Raw genomic sequence first — 20,487 nt, 5'->3', positions numbered from 1 at the left:
CACGAGGGCCTTGTCACATCAGCTCAACAGCCTGCCGAGCGCATCCCGTTCATGAAAGCCCTCAGGCCGCATCGCGCGGGGCCAGCGCCCCCATGCCGACCAGGTAGTCGAGGGCGCTTGGGGTGAAGCCGACCTCCGTGAGGTGCGCCGCCGTGAAAGGGGCTGCATGCAGAGGCAGGCCGCGGCTCACCCGTTCCATCCAGTCCGGATTGCCAAGGGCCGCCGTGCCCACCGCCACCAGATCGGCGCCACCGGCCAGAGCCCGCTCCGCCGAATCTGCGTCGCTAATCTTGCCCGCCACCATGAGCGGCACCCGCCCGGCCAACCCGACCCTTACCGCCTCCAGCAGGGCGCCGCCGTCGGGATCCCCCGCCACCGCCTTGAAGCTGTCCCCCATGGAGAAGTGCAGGTAGTCGATCCCCTCGTCCGCCAGCAGGCGCGCCACCGCCAGCTGATGGGCCAGTTCGATGCCCTGGATATGGGCATAGCTCTCGGGGGAGAGACGCACCCCGACCAGGAAACCCCGGGGTAGACGGGCGCGAATGCCGCGCACTATCTCCACCAGGATCCGCGCCCGGTTGGCGAGGCTGCCCCCCCAGCGGTCGGTGCGCCGGTTGTGCAGGGGGTTGAGGAAGTTGCAGAGCAGGAAGTGGTGGGCTGCGTGCAGCTCGACCCCGTGCAGGCCGGCACCATGGGCCCGTTCGGCGGCGCTCACAAAGGCGTCAATCAGCGTCAGAATCTCCTCCTCGCTCAGCCCCTTGACCCCGAGGGGGTAACGCCCGCCCGGCGCCAGCGCGCACGGGCCGACCGGCACCCCGTCGTTCAGCTCGGGCAGAGCCCGCATCCCGCCGTGATGCAGTTGCACCACCGCCAGCGCCCCGGCCTGCCGCGCACTGTCGGCCAGGGCCGTGAAGGCCTGCTGCTGGGCGTCCGTCATCAGGGCAGGCTGCCCCGCCCAGCAGCGTCCGCCGGGCCGCACCTGGGTGGCGGCGGCGATGAGCAGGCCGAAGCCGCCACGGGCGCAGCGCGCCAGCCAGTCGAGCTCGGCCTGGCCGGGATCACCGCCTGCGCCGCTCATGTTGTGGGTCAAAGGGGCCAGCACGGCCCGGTTCTTGAGCCGCAATCCGGCTCGCTCGAAGTGGAAGCTGTCGCCCAATGTCTTGTTCATCGTCCTCTCCCGGGATCGCAATGGCATGGCGGCCACTATAAACCCGGGCCACCAGGATATAATCAGGCGCACAAGCAAGACATTCATTCCCAGCAAGACACAATAGGCCACCCCTCATGAGTCACCACAAGCTCGACACCCTCTACCTGATGCGCCTGCTGGTCGCCATCGTCCGCTGTGGATCCTTCGCCGCGGCGGCGGCCCAGCTCGGCATCACCCCGAGCAAGGCGTCAAAAGATCTGCGCCACCTGGAGCAGAGCCTCGGCAGCGTGCTCCTGAGCCGCACCACCCGCCGGGTGCAACTGACCGACGCAGGAGAGCTCGCCTACCGCCAGGCCGACCAGATGATCGCCCTGCACGAGCAGTTGCTGGACGGGCTGCAGCGCCGCCGCTCGGCACTGTGCGGGGAGCTGCGCATCACGGCGCCGGATCTCTGGGGAGAAGTGGTGCTGACTCCGGTGCTGCTGCGCTTTCGCGCCGACCACCCGGAGGTGCGGATCATCGCCGACTTCAGCAATACCCCGGCCGACCTGCTGCGCGACAATCTGCACGTGGCGTTTCGCAGCACTGAGCTCGGCACCCAGCCCTACCTGGCGCGCCCCATCGCGGTGGACGATCTGGTGCTCTGCGCCAGCGCCGACTACCTGGACCGCCACCCGCCCCTCACCACACCGCAGGATCTGCACCAGCACAGCCTCATCACCCGCAGCCAGGAGTACGGCCGCCACGAGCGCTGGCCCCTGCTTGCCCAGGGGCGCGAGATCCCTCTCGAGGTAGCGGGCGAGCTGGCCTTCAGCAGCAAGAAGGCGATTCACCAGGGGATGCGCCAGGGACTGGGGATAGCCCGCCTGCCGCGCTACCTGGTGGCGGCCGAGCTGGCCGAGGGGGTGGTGCGCGAAGTGCTGCCGGACTATCGCCCCAAGGGGGCCCATTTCTACGCCCTCTATACCCAGCGCCGGGCCGAGTCGGCCCTGGTCGGCCACTTCCTCGACTACGTCATCGAGGCGCTCACCCCTTCATGAGCAGATCACCAGGTGGTACTGCTTCTTGCCCCGGCGCAGCAGCAGGTAGCGGCCGAACAGCCGATCGTCAGCGGTGAGCGGCTCATCCCGGCGGATCGCACCGTTGACGCTGACGGCCCCCGCCGCCAGCAGCTCGCGGGCGATCCGCTTTGAGTTGGCCAGGCCGCACTCCACCAGCAGGGTCACCAGATCCGTTTCCCCCTTGATGGGGCTGCTTGGCATGCCATCTTGCGCCAGCTGGGCCAGATCGCTCTCCCCAAGGCGGGCTACCTCGCCACTAAATAACAATTCGCTGATGCGCTGCGCCGCCGCCAACGCCCCCTTGCCGTGTACCAGTTCGGTCAGCTCGTCCGCCAGCACCTGTTGGGCCAGCTTGCGCCCCTGCCGCTTCGCATCCTCCGCCTCCAGCTCCTCAATCTCGGCCAGCGGCATAAAGCTGTAGTAGCGCAGGAAGCGGTAGACATCCTCGTCTGCGGTACCGAGCCAGAACTGGTAGAAGGCGTAAGGGGAGGTGAGCGCCGGGTCGAGCCAGATAGCGCCCCCCTCGGTCTTGCCGAACTTGGTGCCATCGGCCTTGGTGATGAGCGGCAGCGTCATGCCATAGACCTGTGTCTGATGCAGCCGCCTAGTGAGATCCATGCCGCTGGTGATGTTGCCCCACTGGTCGTTGCCGCCGATCTGCAGGGTGCAGCCGAGGCGCTGGTTGAGCACGGCGAAGTCCTGGGATTGCAGCAGGGTGTAGGAGAACTCGGTGAACGAGATGCCCTGATCCGGACGGGCCAGGCGCTGGCGCACCGATTCGCGGGCCAGCATGGCGTTGACCGAGAAGTGCTTGCCAATGTCCCGCAGAAAATCGAGAGCGGACATCTGCCCCATCCAGTCGGCGTTGTTGACCAGCAGCGGCGCCGCCAGCCCGTCGCTCGCCGGCAGCAGGGCGCTTATCTGGGCCGACAGGCTGGCGACCCAGCCCTGCACCGTCTCGGCGCTGTTGAGGGTGCGCTCGCTTGCCTTGAAGCTGGGATCGCCGATAAGGCCGGTGGCCCCGCCCACCAGGGCCACCGGGGTGTGGCCCGCCAGCTGGAAGCGGCGCAGCATCAGCAGTGGCACCAGGTGGCCGATGTGCAGGCTGCCAGCGGTGGGATCGAAGCCGCAGTAGACGGTGCGCGGGGTGGCAAGATGGTCGGCCAGCGCCACCGGGTCGGAATTCTGGGCCACCAGGCCGCGCTGGGTCAGCTCATCGAGCAAGTGAGGATTTGTCATGGGGGGCTCCAACAGCAAGAGAAAGAGGGCCATCCTCGCCGTTTGCAGTGCTGGCAGATATGTCCCCCAGGGGACAGTTTTGCCACTCCCGTGCTAGCATCCTGCCATCGTGGGGAAGCCATTCCCTGACCCGGAGCCCATCGCCATGCCCCCGTCTCCTGCCACGGATACCCTGAGCCTGACCGCCGCCGTCGATGCCCTGCACGGCAGCGGCTTCCCGGCAGCCCTGGTGCGCCTCATCCAGCAACAGGTGGCATTCGACTGTGCCCTGCTGCTCGGGGTGGGGCTGCGCCCCGTCTACCTCTACGACAACCTGCATCATCAGCGGGCCCTATTGTTCGACCGCTACCTCACCCGCCACTTTAGCCAAGATCCCTTCATGCAGGCGCTGGAGCAGGGGCTGGGTGCCGGGGTCTGGACCCTGGCGCAGGTGTCACGGGGGCGGCTCGACCCCGAGTATCGCCACCACTTCTATCAGGCCACCGGCTGGCAGGAGGAGGTGGGGCTGATCCTGCCGGTGCGCGGCGGCCTCACCCTGATGCTGTTTCTCGGCCGCCTCGACAAGCGCAGCTCCCTCAGCCGTGACGAGCTGGCCAGGCTGGAGGCACTGTTCCCGCTGGTGCACTCCCTGTGTCGCCAGCACTGGCGGGAAGAGACACCCCGCCTGGCTCGCAGCCCGGCCAGGTCAGATGGCACTGACCTCAAGGGGGCGGTGGAGCAGGCTATCGCCAGTGTGGGGGGAGATCAGCTAACCCGGCGGGAGCGCCAGGTGGCGGGTTTGCTGTTGCAGGGGCTGGATACCGAGGCCATTGCCGATGCACTCGGCATCGGCAGCGGCACGGTGAAGAATCACCGCAAGCACCTCTACGCCAAGTTGAACCTGCACTCCCGGGCCGAGCTGTTCAGCTTCTTCCTCAATCACCTCATCACGGCGCCAGCCGGCGCGCCCCCATAACGACACCACCCCGCCGGGGCGGGGTGGTTCAAACCATGGGCAACGCCGTCAGATGCGGCCCTGATAACGCAGCGGGAAGCGCCCCTGCCCATCGGGCTGGCCGAGGAAGGGGAGCCCCTGTTTCATCTGGTCCGGCAGCTCGGGACCCGGTTTCAGGGTGCCCTGGAACAGGTACTGGCGATTGGCCTGCAACTCCAGCTTGCCCAGCACCTGCACCGCCTCCGAGCCCTGCTTGATCTCGGCCACCAGCCGGGAGTCGAGACAGGTGAGCGTGATCTCGGGATCCCCCAGGGCCAGCTTGCCCGCCGGGGTGTCCGCCTGTGCGTCATACCAGTGAAGATCCCCGTAAAGGTTGTCGCACCAGGGAGTGCCCTGGGCAAACTGATCGATCTTGAGCTGCAACTGACCCGTCGCCGTCAACGGGAAGGGGGGTCTCATCGGCACCCGATCCAGCACCCAGGGGGCCGGCGCATTCAGGGTGATGTCGCGCCCGAAAGCGGCACCGTTCCAACCCAGGATCCCCTGCCCGTTGAGTCCGCTGCGCTCGCCAAAGCGCACCGACACCTCGGGCGCCAGCCGCAGCAGGGACCAGCCATCGAGATCCCAGCGCAACTGGGTGAGGGACTCGCTGGCATATTGCACCCGGGCGGCCTGACCGCTCCAGAGGGTGCCGCTCACCCCCTCCAGCCGCACCAGATTGGGGGGCAGCGGCAGATGGCGCACCACCAGGGATGCTGGCAACTGGGCCAGCAGGAAACCGAGATAGGCCAGCAGGAAGAGACTGGCGATCACTATTTTTCGCTTCATTGGGAACGACTCAACTGCAAACGTCTGACCTTGACCAGCCCGGGGGCCAGCCCCTCGCGGGCCAGCTCGATGATCTGCACCTGGACGCCGTATTGATCCGAGAGGGTCGCAAGCCAGATCAGCAGATCATCGAACGGCACTGTGTCTATCCATACCTGCAGCTCCTGACCCTGGGGCTGCAAGCGAGCAATCTTGATCTTCTGGTTGAAGGCGGTGCGGTTCACCACACCGTCCAGGGTACCGCCGGTATCGACCTGGCGCCCCTGTCCCCCCTGCATCGCCAGCACCTCCTGCCCTTTCTCCTTGAGCCAGGCCAGGGTCTGCTGCTGGTTCACCACCTGCCGCTCGCGCTCGGCAATGCGATTTGCAACCGGCTGCCAGATCGCCCAGTAGAAGAGCCCGATGAGCAACACGCTGCCCCCCACCGCCACCAGCCGCTGCTCGCGGGCACTGATGCCGCGCCACCAGCTCTGCAGTTTGTCCATCATGACGACCTCCCCTTGAGCACCAGCGCCCCTTCGACCTTGCCTTCGGTGCTTCGCACCTCACCCTGCTGCACCGCGAAGCGCTTGCCCGCCAGCTCGCGGAAACGTTCGATCTCGGTGAAGCCGGGGGCCGTCACCTGCAACCTCAGCTCGCCCCGGGCTGCATCGAAGCGCAGCACCTCGGGCTTGAGGCCGGGCACCTCGGCAAACACCGGGGCCAGCTCGGTCAGGAGCAACAGGACGCCATCCTGGGGAGCCTGCCCCAACTGCTGGAGGTGCTGGGTCATCTGGCTGCGCACGTTGACGATGCGCGTCTCCCCCGGGAAGATCCGGGTGTAGACCTGCCGGATCTCCGCCTTGAGGGCCTTGTCCTGTTCCGCCAGCTGGTGCAGATGCACACCGCGCTGCACCAGGGCCACCAGCAACAATACGCCTGCCAGCACCGCCACCTTGCGCCACTGCAACCAGTAGCGGGCGTATTCGGTCTGGGGACGATAGGGCCCCTGCAACAGGTTGGCCTGGCAGGTCAACGCCCCTTTCGCCAGCAACAGCATGGGCAGTTCCGGGTCAGCCCCCTGCCAGTTGCCCGCCGCCATGGCGGGGATGGGAGTATGGCAGTGAAGGGTGACAGGTTCGGTCTGCGCTGCCAGCAGCATGGCCAGCAGGGATTCCTCCGCCACTATGCCCTGACGGGGGCCCTGGCGGACCAGCCACTCCTCCCCCAGTTGCAGGGCTGACCAGCCATCGGCGGCGAGCGGCAGCGCCAGCACGTCGGGCAGCAGGTGCAGGGTCTTGAGCCCTGCCTGCTCCAGCCAGCCGAGCCAGGAGTGCATCTTCCCCTTGTCCACCGCCATCAGATCCACCTCGCGGCCCTGATGGCCGAGCACCACCAGGTGCAGATCGTCCACGTCTGAGGCGATCTGCTCCTCCAGCAGATAGGGCAGGGCCGCCGCACTCTGGCGGCTGTATTTGCCCGGCAGATTGACCCGCCGGAAGATAAGATCGCTGCCGGGCACCAGGGTCACCACGGGGCGACCACCGGCACGCTCCTGCAGCTCGCCGAGGGCGTGCGCCGATGCCAGGATGCCGGAGGCGATGATCTCCTGCTCCTGCGCCGACCAGACCAGCCAGTGCACTGGCTGCTGCGCATTGGTCCCCAGACGGATGACCAGACTCTCGCTCACTAATGTCTCTCCTGCCATGCCCGCTCCTCCCTCAGGGGGGCGGGCGCACAGCCATGGGTTGCAGTCCAATCGGGGGATGCGCAGGGCAGCTGAAACCGCCCCACGCCCCCTTGTTATTCGGCGCCGCCGCTCAGGCGACGCAGCATCACCAGCTTGTTGTCCTTGCCACGCTGGAAGACGGTCTCAAGCCTGGCGCGGGTCTCCCCCACCTCCGCCAGCAGGCGGGCCTCGAAGAAGCTGCTCTTGATGTCCAGGGCGCCATCCAGCCCGGTGATGGCACCCGGCTGAACCTGCAACTGCTCCGTCATCTCCTGCTTGTTCTTCCACCCCTTCTTGGGGCGGCTGGTCAGCACCCGCTTGGCATCGTCCAGCCCGATCTTCCCCTGGTAGAGCCCCACCAGCAGGGCCGCCTGCTCCGGCCGGATGGTGTTGATGTTCACCACCAGCTTGTCATTGGGCAGGGAGCACACATAGGGGGCCAACCGGGCGTACAGGCTGGCGCTCACCCCGCGCACTGCCCGCAATTCGTCGGTGCCCAGCATCCGCTGGTTAGCCACCAGGTAGGGGGGATTGAGTCCCTCGTAGTAGGCATCCTCGGCCCCGTTGCTCGAGACCAGCTGGGTATCCTTGTCGGTCCAGTCACGGATGGCGTCCGTCAGCTGCACCGCTTCGTAATCATCCACCTCGAGCTGGGCGAGCAGGGCCCGGAACACCTTGAACTGATAAGGTTGGGCCTCGAGATCGTCGCCGTTCTCCCCCTCCTTGAGGGGCACGCTCAGGCTGTTGAGGTTGAAGCAGGATTGCAGATCCCGCACCCGGCCCGAGAGAGTGCCATCCTCCACCGGGAAGACCCCGTCCTCCCGCGCCCAGTTCTGTCCCAGACTCACCCGATCCGGGTCATCCTTGAAGTCCTGGTTCAGCACCTTGATCACCAGGGCCTCCGCCGACATGGCATACCACCAGGCCTGCTTGCCCAGGGTGAGGTTGGCGGTGCGGCGCAGCTCCAGTTGCAGGCGGCCACTCATGTTGCTGGCGACGATCACCATCACCGCGAGGATGAGCAGCACCACCAGCAGCGCCATGCCCCCCTGGCGGCCCAGTGTAGTGCGGGATCGGCCCCGGCCGCGCTTAATTGCCATTGTCCGCCCTCTGGCCACCGGCTCCGATCAGGAACTGGCGACGTCGAATAGTGCCGTCATCCTCCGTGACGGACAGGGGAGAACGACGATCAGTTACCATTCTCTGCCCTCTGACCACCGGCTCCGATCAGGAACTGGCGGCGTCGAATAGTGCCGTCATCCTCCGTGATAGACAGGGGAAAACGACGATCAGTTACCATTCTCAGCCCTCTGGCCACCGGCTCCGATCAGGAACTGGCGACGTCGAATAGTGCTGTCATCCTTCGTGACGGACAGGGGAAAACGACGATCAGTTACCATTCTCTGCCCTCTGGCCACCGGCTCCGATCAGGAACTGGCGACGGATGGTGCCGTAGTCTTCAAGCTCCAGCTCCACCGCCAGCCCGTAGGGCAGCAGGTCGCGCTGGGTCCACTCCTCCTTCCACTGTCCCTTGTCGTAGAAATAGAGGCGCAGCGCCGTCACGCCGGTCAGCACGGGCTGAATGCGCGGCTCGGTGCCAATGGCCGGATCCGGATAGAGGTAGCTCAACCGCTCCAGGGTCTGCCCCTTGAGACGCCAACCCACCCGTTGCAGGCCGGAGCGCGGCAGTATGCCGTCCGGATTGAGCCAGCCGCCGCGAATGAAGGCCATGCCCCAGTCGTCGCTCTGCTGGCCGAAGCGGGACGCCGCCAGCAGCACCTTGTTGTTCTCGCCGTCGATGCGACCGCTGCGCGGCACCATCTGGGTGACGTCCCGCTCCAGCAGGCTGAAGGCGAGCTGCAGTTCCGAAAGGCGGGCCTCCTTGCGCTTGGCAACCTCGTCGCTGGTCAGCACCCCTTGCAGCACCTGATAGGCCCCCAGGCTCAGGGTGGCGAAGATGGCAATGGCCACCAGCATCTCAAGCAGGGTAAAGCCGCGGTGGCGCGATGGGCGGGGGTTGCTCTGGATCATCGGCTGACACCGGCTCCGGATCATGGACGCACGTTGATGAATGTTCATCGGCTGAGATAGGTCCGGATCATGGCCACCGGGCTGTCGGCCTTGGGCGCAGTGCGCACTTCCATGTCCAGCGCCCTGAAGTTGCTGTCCGCCGTGGCGACGCCGCGATAGCGCCAGTACCAGGTCTGCCCGGCCATCTCCTCGTCCCCTTCCACCCAGCTGTCTCCCGGCCATTTGCCTTCGAGCTTCTGCTGCACCAGCTGATTCTCCACCACCCAGGTCGCCAGGGTCTTCTGCTCCAGATAATTGAGGCCGGCCAGGTGTTCGCTCGCGGTCTTCATCACCGCCAGCCCGGCGATGGCAAACACCGCCAGGGCCACCATGACCTCCAGCAGCGTCATGCCGCGCACCCGGGCGGGGCCGTCCGACAGAGCGGTGCGACGCGCTAGAGCGCCCCCTGCGGGCCTGGCGCTCCTCACTCTTCTTCCTCTTCATCCTGCAACAGGGAGAGACGACCGAACTCGTCCCCCCTGACGGTGCGCAGGTAGTGCAGATCCTCGTCCTGCTGGCTCAGGGTCAGCACGAAGGGAGAGAGCTCTCCCCCCGGAAAGACCAGGATCTGGGGTGTCCGCTCGCGCTCGTCCCGACCCTGCTCCTGGCGTTCGTCCGACGCAGTACGCCAGTTGAAACCTTCCAGCTCCACCGCCAGGGTCATCCCCTCCGGCAACGTCACCGGCCCCAGCAACTTGTCACCGGTCAGGGCGCGCCACTTGCGATCCTTGGGATCCCGGGACATAAACTGCCAGCCGTTCTCCTCGACCCGCAGCCCCAGCAGCCTGCCATCCATCACCGAATACTCCTGGGCCTGCTGCAGGGTCGCCATGAAGCGGCGCGCCTGCTTGTCGAGCTCCCGATCCCCCCTGGCGCCCCCCATGCTGAGGGTGACGGCGGTCGCCACCAGTCCCATCAACATGGCGACCAGCAACACCTCCAGCAGGGTAAAACCGGCCTGGTGACGGGCCGAAGAGGCCACCTTCATTCAGGCAGCCCCGGGGTGGCGCAGTGAGCACGACGCGGCGGAATCACTTATTGGAAGTCCTTCAGGTTCCAGTTGCCGATGTCGTCATCGGTCCCGGCTTCGCCGTCCATCCCCATGGAGAAGATGTCGATCTTGCCGAACTGGCCCGGGCTCAGCAGCTGGTACTGGTTGCCCCAGGGATCCTGCGGCAGGCGCTTGATGTAGCCCCCTTCACGGTAGCTGCGCGGCTCAGGGGATGCGGTCGGCTTGTTGACCAGGGCATCCAGCCCCTGCTCGGTGGTCGGGTAGCGGTTGTTGTCCAGCTTGTACATGTCGAGGGCGTTTTCCAGCGCCACTATGTCGGAGACCGCTTTTTGCTGATCCGCCTTCTCCTTGTTGCCCATCAGGTTGGGCACCACCAGGCTGGCCAGGATCCCCAGGATCACGATGACCACCATCACTTCCAGCAGGGTAAAACCCGATTGACGACGCTTTTGCATGACTGACTCCCTAACGAAATGAGATGGCATGAGCCATCAACGATTAACTGTTAAACCACGATCGTTCGATGACGCCTGTCGGCTAATCGAACCTGCGGAGTTGATTGGATTGGTAGGTTCGAATAGCGAAGCGTATTCGAACGTCCGAACCTCACAAATTCACCATGTTGTTGAGCTCGAGGATCGGCTGCAGGATCGACATCACGATAAACAGCACCACCCCGGCCATGGAGACCACCAGCATGGGCTCGAACACCCCGAGGGCGATGTTCACCTGGGTTTCGAACTCCCTGTCCTGGTTGTCCGCCGCCCGCTCCAGCATGCTGTCGAGCTCGCCACTCTGCTCGCCCGAGGCGATCATGTGCAGCATCATGGGCGGAAAAATTCTGGTTTCATCCAGCGACTTGCGCAGGCTGGTCCCCTCCCGCACCCGCTCGGTGGCCTCACCGATGCGCATGCGGGCATAGTCGTTTGAGAGCACTTCCCCGGCGATCTTCATTCCCTCCAGCAGGGGGACGGCGCTGGCGTTGAGGATGCTCAGGGTGCGGGCAAAGCGGGCGGTGTTGAGACCGCGGCTGACCCGACCGATCACCGGCAGGCGCAGTATCACCTGGTGCCAGCGACGACGACGCTTGTCGTCGGTCAGCCACCAGCGCCAAATCAGACCGCCAATGCCAAGGAGCAGCAGGAACCAGAGGCCGTAGTGCTGCAACAGCTCGCTGGTGCCGATGAGGAAACGGGTGGTGCCCGGCAGTTGCTGGCCCATGTGTTCGAACTGGGCCACCACCTTGGGCACCACGGCGGTGAGCAGTATGGAGATGACCCCCACCGCCACCAGGGTGAGGACGATGGGATAGATCATCGCCTGCAGCAGCTTGGTGCGCATGTGCTGGCGCTGCTCGGTGTAATCGGCGAGACGGTTGAGCACCTTCTCCAGGTGACCGGACTTCTCGCCGGCCGCCACCATGGAGCGGAACAGCTGGTCGAACACATGGGGGAAGGCCCCCAGCGAATCGGCCAGGGAATACCCCTCCACCACCTTGCTGCGCACCGTCGCCACCAGGCTGCGCAGGTGGGCCTTCTCGCACTGCTCGGCGACCGCCTTGAGGGCCTCTTCGATGGTGAGACCGGCCCCCACCAGGGTGGCCAGCTGGCGGGTGATCATCGCCAGCTCGGCGGTGCTGGCACCACGGCGGAACAACACGAAGCGGTTCGCCTCGCGCTTGGCCTTCTCGGTGGTCTCGTTCACCTCGAGCGGGGTCAGCCCCTGCTCGCGCAGCAGCTGGCGCACCTGGCGGGCGGAATCCCCCTCCAGCACGCCGCTCTTGTTGCGCCCCTTGCCGTCGAGGGCCTTGTATTCGAATGCTGCCATCTCAGTCTTCCCGGGTCACGCGCAGCACCTCTTCGAGGCTGGTCTGCCCCTTGAGCACCTTGTCGATGCCGTCGCGGCGGATGCTGGGGGTGTGACCCCGGATCAGCCGCTCGATGGCGAGCTCGCCGCTGGCGCTGTGGATCGCCTCGCGCACCGCCTCGTCCACCACCACCAGCTCGTGGATGCCGGTCCGGCCGCGATAGCCGGTGTGGTTGCACTGCTCGCAGCCCACCGGACGCCAGATCTGCTGATCCGGCGCAAGCTCGATGCCCATGGCAACACGCTCCTGCTCGGTGACAGGGTGCGGTGCGCGGCAATCCGGGCAGAGGGTGCGCACCAGCCGCTGGGCCAGTACCGCCAGGAGCGACGAGGAGAGCAGGAAGGGCTCGATCCCCATGTCCCGCATCCGGGTGATGGCGCCGATGGCGGTGTTGGTGTGCAGGGTCGACATCACCAGGTGACCGGTGAGGGATGCCTGCACCGCGATCTGGGCGGTCTCGAGGTCACGGATTTCCCCCACCATCACCACGTCCGGATCCTGGCGCAGAATGGCGCGCAGGCCCCGGGCGAAGGTCATGTCCACCTTGCTGTTGACCTGGGTCTGGCCCACCCCTTCGAGGTCATATTCGATGGGGTCTTCGACGGTCAGGATGTTGCGATCCCGGGAGTTGATCTCCGAGAGGGCCGCATAAAGGGTGGTGGACTTGCCCGAACCGGTCGGGCCCGTCACCAGGATGATGCCGTGGGGCTTGCGAATGAGTTCGCTGATGATGTTGCGGTTGGCCAGCGTCATGCCGAGCTGCTTGAGCTCGAGGCGCACGTTGTTCTTGTCGAGCAGTCGCAATACCACCCGCTCGCCGTAGCTGGAGGGCATGGTGGAGACCCGCACGTCCACCGCCCGGCCGCCGATGCGCAGTGAGATGCGGCCATCCTGGGGCACCCGCTTCTCGGCGATGTCCATGCGCGACATGACCTTGATGCGCGACACCAGCAGGGAGGCGAGTTTGCGATGGGGGCGCAGGATCTCCCGCAGCACCCCATCGATGCGAAAACGGATCACCAGGGCCCGCTCGAAGGTCTCGATGTGGATGTCGGACGCCTCTTCTTTTATCGCCTCGCTCAGCATGGCATTGATGAGGCGAATGATGGGGGCGTCGTCGTCGGCATCCAGCAGATCCTCGCTCTGGGGCAGCTCTTCGGCCAGGGCAAAGAAGTCCATCTCGTTGCCGAGATCCTCCATCAGCTGACGCGCCTCGGAGGAGTCACGCTGATAGTGGGCCATCAGCAGCTCTTCGAAGGCCTCGCCGTCCATCTGCTCCACCGTGAAGGCGCAGCCCGCCACCCGCCGCACTTCCAGCAGGGTTTGCGGTGTCACGCCCTGGCGGCAGAGCAGCACCGGGGCACCCTGGCGCTCGGTCAGGATGGCCCCGAAGTTGCGGGCAAACGCGAACGGCAGTTCCGGCAGGGGAGCCGGCAGCTCGCTGCCATCGAGCTGGTAGGCGGCCATCAGGGCTTGCTCTGCACGAAGGGCTGCTCCTGCACCTGGGCGCGCACGCCGGTGGCGGTCGCCTGCTGCTGGGCCTGCATTCTCTGGATCTGCTGCTGCACCTCGGGGGACATCATCACGTCCTGGCCATAGGCGGGCAGCACCTGGCGAGCCGGCGAGGTGGCATAGCCCTCTTCCGCAGCCCGGCTCAGCTGTTCGGCCCTGAACAGGGTGTACTTGTTGCTGGAGACTCCGGAGTAGACATTGGCGTCACGCAATATGGTCGGGCGGATGAAGACCATCAGGTTGCGCTTGGCGGTGGAGGTCTTGGAGGAACGGAACAGGTAGCCCAGCACCGGAATGTCCCCGAGCAGGGGCACCTTGGAGATCTGCTCCTGGGTCTGTTCGTCCATCAGGCCGCCCAGCACCACTGTCTCGCCGCTCTTGACCAGCACGGCGTTCTTCACGGTACGGGTATCGAAGGTGGGGCCCAGGTTGGCGGTCCCGGTCGCCTGCTTCTGTGCCACGCTGGAGACCTCCTGCTCGATGTTGAGCAGCACGGAATCTCCTTCGTTGATCTGGGGCGTCACCACCAGCTTGGTCCCCACCGTCTTGCGCTCTATGGTGTTGAACACCTGATCGCTGGTGGTGGAGCTCTGGGAGCCGCTCTGCACCGGCACTTCCTGACCGACGTTGAAGGAGGCCTCCTTGTTGTCCATGGTGACGATGCTCGGGGTGGAGAGGATGTCGTTCTTGCTGTTGGTGGAGAGCGCCGTCACCAGCGCCGCCCAGTCTCCGTGATAGAAGCCTGCCGCCATGCCGCTGAAGCTGCCCGCCAGGGATGACAGGCCGTCGGTGTTGCCGTTGTCTTTGTAATCCTTGGCGGCGATGGCCAGGGAGCCGATGGGCAGACCGGTGTCGGTGAACTGGGTGCCGCCGCCATTGGTGTTGGCCCACTGCACCCCGAGGTTCATGCCGTCACCATCCGATATCTCGACGATGATGGCCTCCACCAGCACCTGGGCACGACGAATGTCGAGCTTGGCGATGACCTGCTCCAGCTCGGCCATCACATCCGGCTGGGCGGTGATCACCAGGGCATTAGTGGTCTCGTCGGCGGAGATGGCGAGCTGGCCGCCGCCGATGCTGGCGCCGCCCGTGGCCGTGGCAGCCGCCCCGCCCTTCTTGTCGGCGGCGATGCTGGAGCTGACCCCCTTGAGGACGTCCACCAGATCCTTGGCCTTGCCATATTTCAGGTAGAAGACCCGGGTGTTGCCCTGGCTCTGCAGATCCCGGTCGAGCTGGCGCACCATCTGGATGATGCGAGCACGGGCCTTGGGCTCGCCGCTGATGACCACGGAGTTGGTGCGCTCGTCGGCCACCACCTTGGGGGAGAGCAGCAGCGAGGCGTTGGCCCCCTGATTGCTGCCATCCTTGTTGAGGTTGGTCACCAGCCGCACCATCTCGCCGGCGGAGGCGAACTTGAGCTTGATGACGTCCATGTCCTGATCCCCCGCCTTGTCCACCCGGCGAACTACCTCCACCAGGCGGTTGACCACGGCGGCGCGGCCGGTGATGAGCAGCACGTTGGAGGGCTCGTAGTGGACCACGTTGCCGCCGCCGGCGTTGTCGTTGAGCTGACGCAGCAGGGGGGCCAGTTCACGGACCGAGACATTGCGCACCGGCACGACCCGGGTCACCATCTCGTCACCCACGCCGGGGTTGGTGTCATCCACCACGGGGATGGCCGAGGTCTTGGCATCCTTGGAGCGCACCACCTTGAGCACGCCGTTGTTCATGGGCACCACGGCAAAGCCGTAAACGTCGAGCACGCTCAGGAAGAACTGGTAGTACTGATCCTCGTTGAGCAGGTCATAGCTGCGCACGTTGATCTTGCCGCGTACCGATGGCTCTATGATGATGGTTTTGTTCAGGTTCTTGCCGACCGTGTTGATGAACTCCTCGATGTCGGCGTTCTTGAAACTGGCGGAATACTCGGTGGCCCAGGCAGAACCGGCCATCATCAAGGCTGCCGCCATGGTGGCCAGACGCCAGCCCTTCCCTTTATTTGTCATTCTTGGTGCTACTCCAATTCATTATTCTGACAAGCCGACATAGACGTCGTAGAGCTGTCCTTGCCGCTCGACGGTGACGGTCATTTCCGTGGCGCCCGCCACCTGCTGCATCGCCTGCATGGCCTGGGCGTTGTCACGCAGATCCAGGCCGTTGATGCTGACCGCCAGATCGTTGGCGACCAGTCCGAGTTGATTGAACAGTTCCGGATTGCGACCCGGGTTGAGGCGATAGCCGGTCATGCGACCGTCCACCCGGACCGGAGAAATATTGAGGTAATCGGTGATCTTGCCCGGGTTGCCCAGCAGTTCGCTGCGCACGGAGGAGAGCCCCTCCTGGCGGGCCGGTTTGGGCAGGGGCTTGCCATACTCCTCCCCGTCCAGCATCAGGGTCTCGTCACGGCCGTCCCGGGCGATGATGACCCGATCGGCAAACACCTGGCGTATCCTGGCCTGGGTACCGTCGATGTAGTCCCCGATGCCGTAAGAGTTCTGTGTCCCGTTGTGGGCGATGATGGCGATGGACTTGGCGGGATCCGAGCTTGCCAGCACCCCGTTGAGCTGGGCGTTGAGCTGGGTTTTCGGGGCATCCGCCGCCACCGTCTCTGCCGCCTTGTCCGCCTGGGGTTGCAGCGCCTTGCCAAAGAGAGAGAGGCGGCTGAGGTTGCCAAGATCGAGGCGATCGCCACCACTCCCCTGCACCGAGGTGACCGAGGGTTGCCAGGGGGTCAGGGGAGCGGGCTGGGCCAGTTCGTACAGGCGCCAGGTGAGCACGGCACACTGCTGGGCCAGCAACAGCAGCAGAAGCCAGAACAGGGGCTGGCTGAAACGGGAAAGTGGCATGGCCTTGCAGCGAGCCAGAAGGGAAGTCAACAAATCATCCCTGAACGGTAGCGTCATCTTTCTCAAAATTGTCTGGCATCCAAGTCGGTTGGCTATTGTGTACGGCAATGGACCCAGAGACAACCGACCGGATGGGACCAAGGGGTGAAAATTCAGTTTCCGTCACACCCGGATGCCCCCTGTTTCTATCCCGGGGCCCGCCTCTGGTATAATCAGGCACCTTTTCAGCCATCCCGGAGCCGATCCATGTCGAATCCAGCACAAAGCAGCACTCAGGTCCGTCTCGACAAGTGGCTGTGGGCTGCCCGCTTTTACAAGACCCGCAGTCTGGCGCGGGATCAGATCGACGGTGGCAAGGTGCACTACAACGGCCAGCGCACCAAGCCGGGCAAGGCGGTCGAGGTCGGCGCCCTGGTGCGATTCTGGCAAGGCCAGGACGAGCGGGAGGTGCGGGTGCTCGAGGTGAGCGAGCAGCGCAAATCCGCCCCGCTGGCCCAGCAACTCTATGAAGAGACAGAGGCCAGCCTGAAGAAACGGGCCGAAAACAGCGAGGCCCGCCGCTTCAACAGCCAGTTTGCCCCAAGCCCGGAGCGCCGACCTGACAAGCAGGAGCGACGCCAGCTTATCCGGGTCAAGCAATCCTAATCCGCGTCGGTGGCCCCTTTATGACGACAGGTGGAGGAATTAGTTCCTAACCACCTGTTTAACAATGTGTTTATTTTTCCCCAAGAACATCCTAGGAAACCATGATGAGTAACCAAGACCTCCTGTATCGCTATCTGTTCGAAGAGTACGAAGTGCGTGGGGAGCTGGTCCAGCTGGATCGTACCTACCGCCACATCATCGACGCCCAGAACTACCCGGTACAGGTGCAGCACCTGCTGGGCGAGCTGCTGGTTGCCACCAGCCTGCTGACCGCCACCCTCAAGTTCGAAGGCTCCATCACGGTGCAGCTGCAGGGGGACGGTCCGGTACGTCTGGCCGTCATCAACGGCGACAACAACCAGCAATTGCGCGGCGTGGCACGCTACGAAGGGGAACTGCCGACGGACGGCAAGCTGCAAAGCCTGATCGGCAACGGCCATCTGGTCATCACCATCACCCCGGATCAGGGAGAGCGCTATCAGGGCATCATCGCCCTGGAGGCCGACACCCTGGCGGCCTGTCTGGAGCACTACTTCGCCCAGTCCGAACAACTCGCCACCCGCCTCTGGATCCGCACCGGCCACCACGAGGGCGAGCCCCGTGCGGCGGGCATCCTGCTGCAGGAGCTGCCGGCCCAGAGCGAGGATCACAGCGAAGATTTCGACCACCTGGTCCAGCTCACCACCACCATCAAGGACGAAGAGCTGTTCGGTCTGGACGCGGAAGAGATCCTCTACCGCCTCTACCACCAGGACAAGGTACGGGTGTTCGATCCCCAGGCCATCGAGTTCCGCTGCACCTGCTCCCGCGCCCGTTGCGAAGGGGCCTTGCTGCAGATAGACAAGGAAGAAGCGGTATCCATGGTGCAGGAGCTCGGCAAGATCGACATGCACTGCGATTACTGCGGCGCCCACTACGAATTCGACGGGATAGACATCGAAACCCTGTTCAGCAGGGCTCCCGGTAATGATGCAAACCAGTTACACTAATCAAAGGCGGGCAAAACCCGCCTTTAACTTAAATAACAAAAAAATACCCTATTTTATAAAGTTTGATGGCGATCGCTAAAAACTACCACCTAGGTGGTAGCATGAACGTCAGATAGAACCCTACACACCTCTGAACCCAGGAGAATACAATGACAATCGTGGTAGAACCCACCCTGGCCCAACAACTGAAGCTGGACCAATACGGTATCAAAAACAGCCAGGAAATCGTTCGCAACCCCTCCTATGAGCAGCTTTTCGCTGAAGAGACCCGCTCAGACCTTGAGGGCTTCGAACGTGGCGTCGTCACCGAGCTTGGCGCCGTCAACGTCAACACCGGCATCTTCACCGGCCGCTCCCCTAAAGATAAATATATCGTCAAAGATGCCACTACCCAGGATACTGTGTGGTGGTCTGACCAGGGTAAAAACGATAACAAGGCGATTACCCCGGAAGTGTGGTCACATCTGAAAGGGCTGGTCACCAAACAGCTCTCCGGCAAGCGTCTGTTCGTGGTGGACGGCTTCTGCGGCGCCAACCCGGACACCCGCCTGGCGGTGCGCATCATCACCGAGGTGGCCTGGCAGGCGCACTTCGTGAAGAACATGTTCATCCGCCCGAGCGAAGAGGAGCTGAAGGCCTTCAAACCGGACTTCGTGGTGATGAACGGTGCCAAGTGCACCAACCCGAACTGGAAGGAGCAGGGTCTCAACTCCGAGAACTTCGTCGCCTTCAACATGACCGAGAAGATGCAACTCATCGGCGGCACCTGGTACGGTGGCGAGATGAAGAAGGGCATGTTCTCCATGATGAACTACTTCCTGCCCCTGCGCGGCATCGCCTCCATGCACTGCTCCGCCAACGTGGGCAAGGATGGGGACGTGGCCATCTTCTTCGGCCTCTCCGGCACCGGCAAGACCACCCTCTCCACCGATCCCAAGCGTCAGCTGATCGGCGATGACGAGCACGGCTGGGATGATCACGGCGTGTTCAACTTCGAAGGGGGCTGCTACGCCAAGACCATCAAGCTCTCCGAAGAGGCCGAGCCGGACATCTACCACGCCATCCGCCGCGATGCGCTGCTGGAAAACGTGACCGTGGCCGCCGATGGCACCATCGACTTCGACGATGGTTCCCGCACCGAGAATACCCGTGTCTCCTACCCCATCTATCACATCGACAACATCGTCAAGCCGGTCTCCAAGGCGGGTCACGCCACCAAGGTGATCTTCCTGACCGCAGACGCCTTCGGTGTGCTGCCCCCGGTCGCCAAGCTGACCAAGGAGCAGACCAAGTACCACTTCCTGTCCGGCTTTACCGCCAAGCTGGCCGGTACCGAGCGCGGCATCACAGAGCCGACCCCGACCTTCTCCTCCTGCTTCGGCGCGGCTTTCCTCAGCCTGCACCCGACCAAGTACGGCCAGGAGCTGGTGAAACGGATGGAAGCGGCAGGGGCTGAAGCCTATCTGGTCAACACCGGCTGGAACGGCACCGGCAAGCGGATCTCCATCAAGGATACCCGTGGCATCATCGACGCCATCCTGGATGGTTCCATCGAGAAGGCGCCGACCAAGGTACTGCCGGTGTTCAATCTGGAAGTGCCGACCGAGCTGCCGGGCGTCAACCCCGCCATCCTGGATCCGCGAGACACTTACGCCGACCAGGCAGAGTGGGATGCCAAGGCGGCCGATCTGGCCGGGCGCTTCATCAAGAACTTCGAGCGCTTCACCGACAACGACGAAGGCAAACGCCTGGTCGCGGCGGGCCCGCAGTTGTAAGAAACGCGCATCGCATCTCGCAATCCCGTACCGGTCAGCCCTGCTGGCCGGTATTTTTTTGGCCGATGCGCGGCATATGACTCCCGCCAAGCCTTGCCTTGACGGCCCTTGCGCGTTAGATTCAGCCAAACTTTATACAATATACAATTTTGCAACCTGCCCGTGACCCCAGCATGACCCCACCTTACAAGACCCGAACCCAGATGGTGATGGAGAACCTCCGCGGCCGGATATTGCGTGGCGAGTTTGCAGCGGGCGCCCCCCTGCGCCAGGACGCCATCGCCAAGGAGCTGGCGGTGAGCCGTATCCCGGTACGGGAAGCCCTGATGCAACTGGAAGCCCAGGGGCTGGTGAAGTTCGAGGCCCATCGCGGCGCCGTGGTGACCATGCTGGATGCCTCGGCCATCGAGGAGCTCTTTTATTTGCGGGCACTGCTCGAAGCCGATACCCTGTTCCACGCCGTCGACCTGATGACGGAGGAGACCTTCGCCCAGGCGCAAGCCATCCTCGCCCAGTTTGATCTGGCGCTGGAGTCTGGCACCCAGATCGAACACTGGGCCGAGTTGAATCACCGCTTTCACGCCACCCTTTACCAGGCAGCCAATCGCCCCCAGGCACTGGAACTGATCGCCCAGATCAATCTGAGCTGCGACCGCTATGTGCGTTTCGAACTGCTGTTCGACCAGGGCGGCGTGGACAAGGCCGAGCGGGAGCACGCCCGACTCCTTGAACTGTGCCGCGCCCGGCGCAAGCACGAAGCAGTGGTACTGCTCAAGCAACACATCGAGGCGGCAGGCCAATCGATCAGACAGATCCTGGCAAGCGGCCACCATCAATGAACACTCACA

Annotated in this window: 20 protein-coding genes and 2 pseudogenes; 6 read left to right on the top strand and 16 right to left on the bottom strand. The window is 64.3% G+C overall.

What is annotated here, in order from left to right:
* Positions 1-61: 61 nt before the first annotated feature.
* Entirely contained in the window at positions 62-1,168 is a 1,107-nt protein-coding gene (locus MUW49_RS01710) for an NADH:flavin oxidoreductase (protein ID WP_161470344.1), read from the bottom strand.
* Positions 1,169-1,284: 116 nt separating this feature from the next.
* On the opposite strand from MUW49_RS01710, the gene MUW49_RS01705 reads away from it, so the two are divergent.
* The gene (locus tag MUW49_RS01705) at positions 1,285-2,190 is read left to right on the top strand and encodes a LysR family transcriptional regulator (protein ID WP_103259517.1); all 906 of its coding nucleotides are present in this window, start codon (positions 1,285-1,287) and stop codon (positions 2,188-2,190) included.
* On the opposite strand, the gene tyrS is transcribed toward MUW49_RS01705, so the two are convergent.
* Positions 2,185-3,450 (bottom strand): tyrosine--tRNA ligase, encoded by a 1,266-nt coding sequence (gene tyrS, locus MUW49_RS01700; RefSeq protein ID WP_244812351.1) that lies wholly within the window; start codon positions 3,448-3,450, stop codon positions 2,185-2,187. The two genes, MUW49_RS01705 and tyrS, sit on opposite strands and share 6 nt — an antisense overlap.
* A 145-nt stretch (positions 3,451-3,595) precedes the next feature.
* Here tyrS and MUW49_RS01695 point away from each other — a divergent pair, with 145 nt between their 5' ends.
* Positions 3,596-4,405, top strand: a complete 810-nt coding sequence (locus MUW49_RS01695) for a helix-turn-helix transcriptional regulator (RefSeq protein WP_010675715.1) — start codon at positions 3,596-3,598, stop codon at positions 4,403-4,405.
* A gap of 48 nt (positions 4,406-4,453) precedes the next feature.
* On the opposite strand, the gene exeN is transcribed toward MUW49_RS01695, so the two are convergent.
* From exeN to exeC, 14 genes and pseudogenes are all read right to left on the bottom strand, one after another.
* Positions 4,454-5,212 carry a GspN family type II secretion system protein ExeN gene (exeN, locus tag MUW49_RS01690; protein WP_161470346.1) on the bottom strand — a complete coding sequence of 253 codons (759 nt, stop codon included), beginning with the start codon at positions 5,210-5,212 and terminating at the stop codon, positions 4,454-4,456.
* Positions 5,209-5,700, bottom strand: a complete 492-nt coding sequence (exeM, locus tag MUW49_RS01685; protein ID WP_048208487.1) for a GspM family type II secretion system protein ExeM — start codon at positions 5,698-5,700, stop codon at positions 5,209-5,211. The genes exeN and exeM overlap by 4 nt, the downstream gene beginning before the upstream one ends.
* Complete coding sequence (gene exeL, locus MUW49_RS01680; protein ID WP_161470347.1) at positions 5,697-6,881, bottom strand: GspL family type II secretion system protein ExeL; 1,185 nt, start codon at positions 6,879-6,881, stop codon at positions 5,697-5,699. Before exeL ends, exeM begins: the two co-directional genes overlap by 4 nt.
* Before the next feature lie 113 nt (positions 6,882-6,994).
* Entirely contained in the window at positions 6,995-8,020 is a 1,026-nt protein-coding gene (gene exeK / locus MUW49_RS01675) for a GspK family T2SS minor pseudopilin variant ExeK (RefSeq protein WP_104452241.1), read from the bottom strand.
* A pseudogene (locus MUW49_RS01670) lies at positions 8,010-8,084 on the bottom strand (type II secretion system protein GspJ); the annotation flags it as partial. The pseudogene MUW49_RS01670 and the gene exeK, both read right to left, overlap by 11 nt.
* Before the next feature lie 25 nt (positions 8,085-8,109).
* Positions 8,110-8,184, bottom strand: a pseudogene (locus MUW49_RS01665) (type II secretion system protein GspJ); the annotation flags it as partial.
* Between the two features lie 125 nt (positions 8,185-8,309).
* Entirely contained in the window at positions 8,310-8,951 is a 642-nt protein-coding gene (exeJ, locus tag MUW49_RS01660; protein ID WP_103858238.1) for a GspJ family T2SS minor pseudopilin variant ExeJ, read from the bottom strand.
* Between the two features lie 44 nt (positions 8,952-8,995).
* Positions 8,996-9,349 carry a GspI family T2SS minor pseudopilin variant ExeI gene (gene exeI / locus MUW49_RS01655; RefSeq protein ID WP_257713654.1) on the bottom strand — a complete coding sequence of 118 codons (354 nt, stop codon included), beginning with the start codon at positions 9,347-9,349 and terminating at the stop codon, positions 8,996-8,998.
* 65 nt (positions 9,350-9,414) lie between these two features.
* Positions 9,415-9,978 (bottom strand): GspH family T2SS minor pseudopilin variant ExeH, encoded by a 564-nt coding sequence (gene exeH / locus MUW49_RS01650; protein WP_010675722.1) that lies wholly within the window; start codon positions 9,976-9,978, stop codon positions 9,415-9,417.
* A gap of 47 nt (positions 9,979-10,025) precedes the next feature.
* Positions 10,026-10,457 carry a GspG family T2SS major pseudopilin variant ExeG gene (exeG, locus tag MUW49_RS01645; RefSeq protein ID WP_010675723.1) on the bottom strand — a complete coding sequence of 144 codons (432 nt, stop codon included), beginning with the start codon at positions 10,455-10,457 and terminating at the stop codon, positions 10,026-10,028.
* Positions 10,458-10,608: 151 nt separating this feature from the next.
* On the bottom strand, positions 10,609-11,829 hold the full coding sequence (gene exeF, locus MUW49_RS01640) for a GspF family T2SS innner membrane protein variant ExeF (protein WP_244812350.1): 1,221 nt from the start codon (positions 11,827-11,829) through the stop codon (positions 10,609-10,611).
* 1 nt (position 11,830) lies between these two features.
* Positions 11,831-13,336 carry a GspE family T2SS ATPase variant ExeE gene (gene exeE / locus MUW49_RS01635; protein WP_103858236.1) on the bottom strand — a complete coding sequence of 502 codons (1,506 nt, stop codon included), beginning with the start codon at positions 13,334-13,336 and terminating at the stop codon, positions 11,831-11,833.
* A complete protein-coding gene (exeD, locus tag MUW49_RS01630; RefSeq protein WP_010675726.1) occupies positions 13,336-15,390 on the bottom strand; it encodes a GspD family T2SS secretin variant ExeD in 2,055 nt (684 codons plus the stop codon). Before exeD ends, exeE begins: the two co-directional genes overlap by 1 nt.
* 21 nt (positions 15,391-15,411) lie before the next feature.
* Positions 15,412-16,263, bottom strand: a complete 852-nt coding sequence (gene exeC, locus MUW49_RS01625; RefSeq protein WP_272865916.1) for a GspC family type II secretion system variant ExeC — start codon at positions 16,261-16,263, stop codon at positions 15,412-15,414.
* Positions 16,264-16,476: 213 nt separating this feature from the next.
* On the opposite strand from exeC, the gene hslR reads away from it, so the two are divergent.
* The 4 genes from hslR to MUW49_RS01605 all read left to right on the top strand — a co-directional run bounded on the left by hslR (position 16,477) and on the right by MUW49_RS01605 (position 20,478).
* Positions 16,477-16,875, top strand: a complete 399-nt coding sequence (gene hslR, locus MUW49_RS01620) for a ribosome-associated heat shock protein Hsp15 (protein WP_010675728.1) — start codon at positions 16,477-16,479, stop codon at positions 16,873-16,875.
* A 104-nt stretch (positions 16,876-16,979) separates the two neighbouring features.
* Positions 16,980-17,864 carry an Hsp33 family molecular chaperone HslO gene (hslO, locus tag MUW49_RS01615; protein ID WP_010675729.1) on the top strand — a complete coding sequence of 295 codons (885 nt, stop codon included), beginning with the start codon at positions 16,980-16,982 and terminating at the stop codon, positions 17,862-17,864.
* 149 nt (positions 17,865-18,013) lie between these two features.
* A complete protein-coding gene (gene pckA / locus MUW49_RS01610; protein ID WP_069784268.1) occupies positions 18,014-19,639 on the top strand; it encodes a phosphoenolpyruvate carboxykinase (ATP) in 1,626 nt (541 codons plus the stop codon).
* A gap of 173 nt (positions 19,640-19,812) precedes the next feature.
* Positions 19,813-20,478 (top strand): GntR family transcriptional regulator, encoded by a 666-nt coding sequence (locus MUW49_RS01605; protein ID WP_103858235.1) that lies wholly within the window; start codon positions 19,813-19,815, stop codon positions 20,476-20,478.
* Positions 20,479-20,487 lie beyond the last annotated feature (9 nt).

Source organism: Aeromonas sp. LsrichE-8G, assembly GCF_022869435.1.
In the GTDB taxonomy this organism is placed as follows: Bacteria; Pseudomonadota; Gammaproteobacteria; order Enterobacterales; family Aeromonadaceae; genus Aeromonas; species Aeromonas caviae.
The sequence above is the reverse complement of the archived record's forward strand: the minus strand, read 5'-3'. Positions and strand labels throughout refer to the sequence as shown.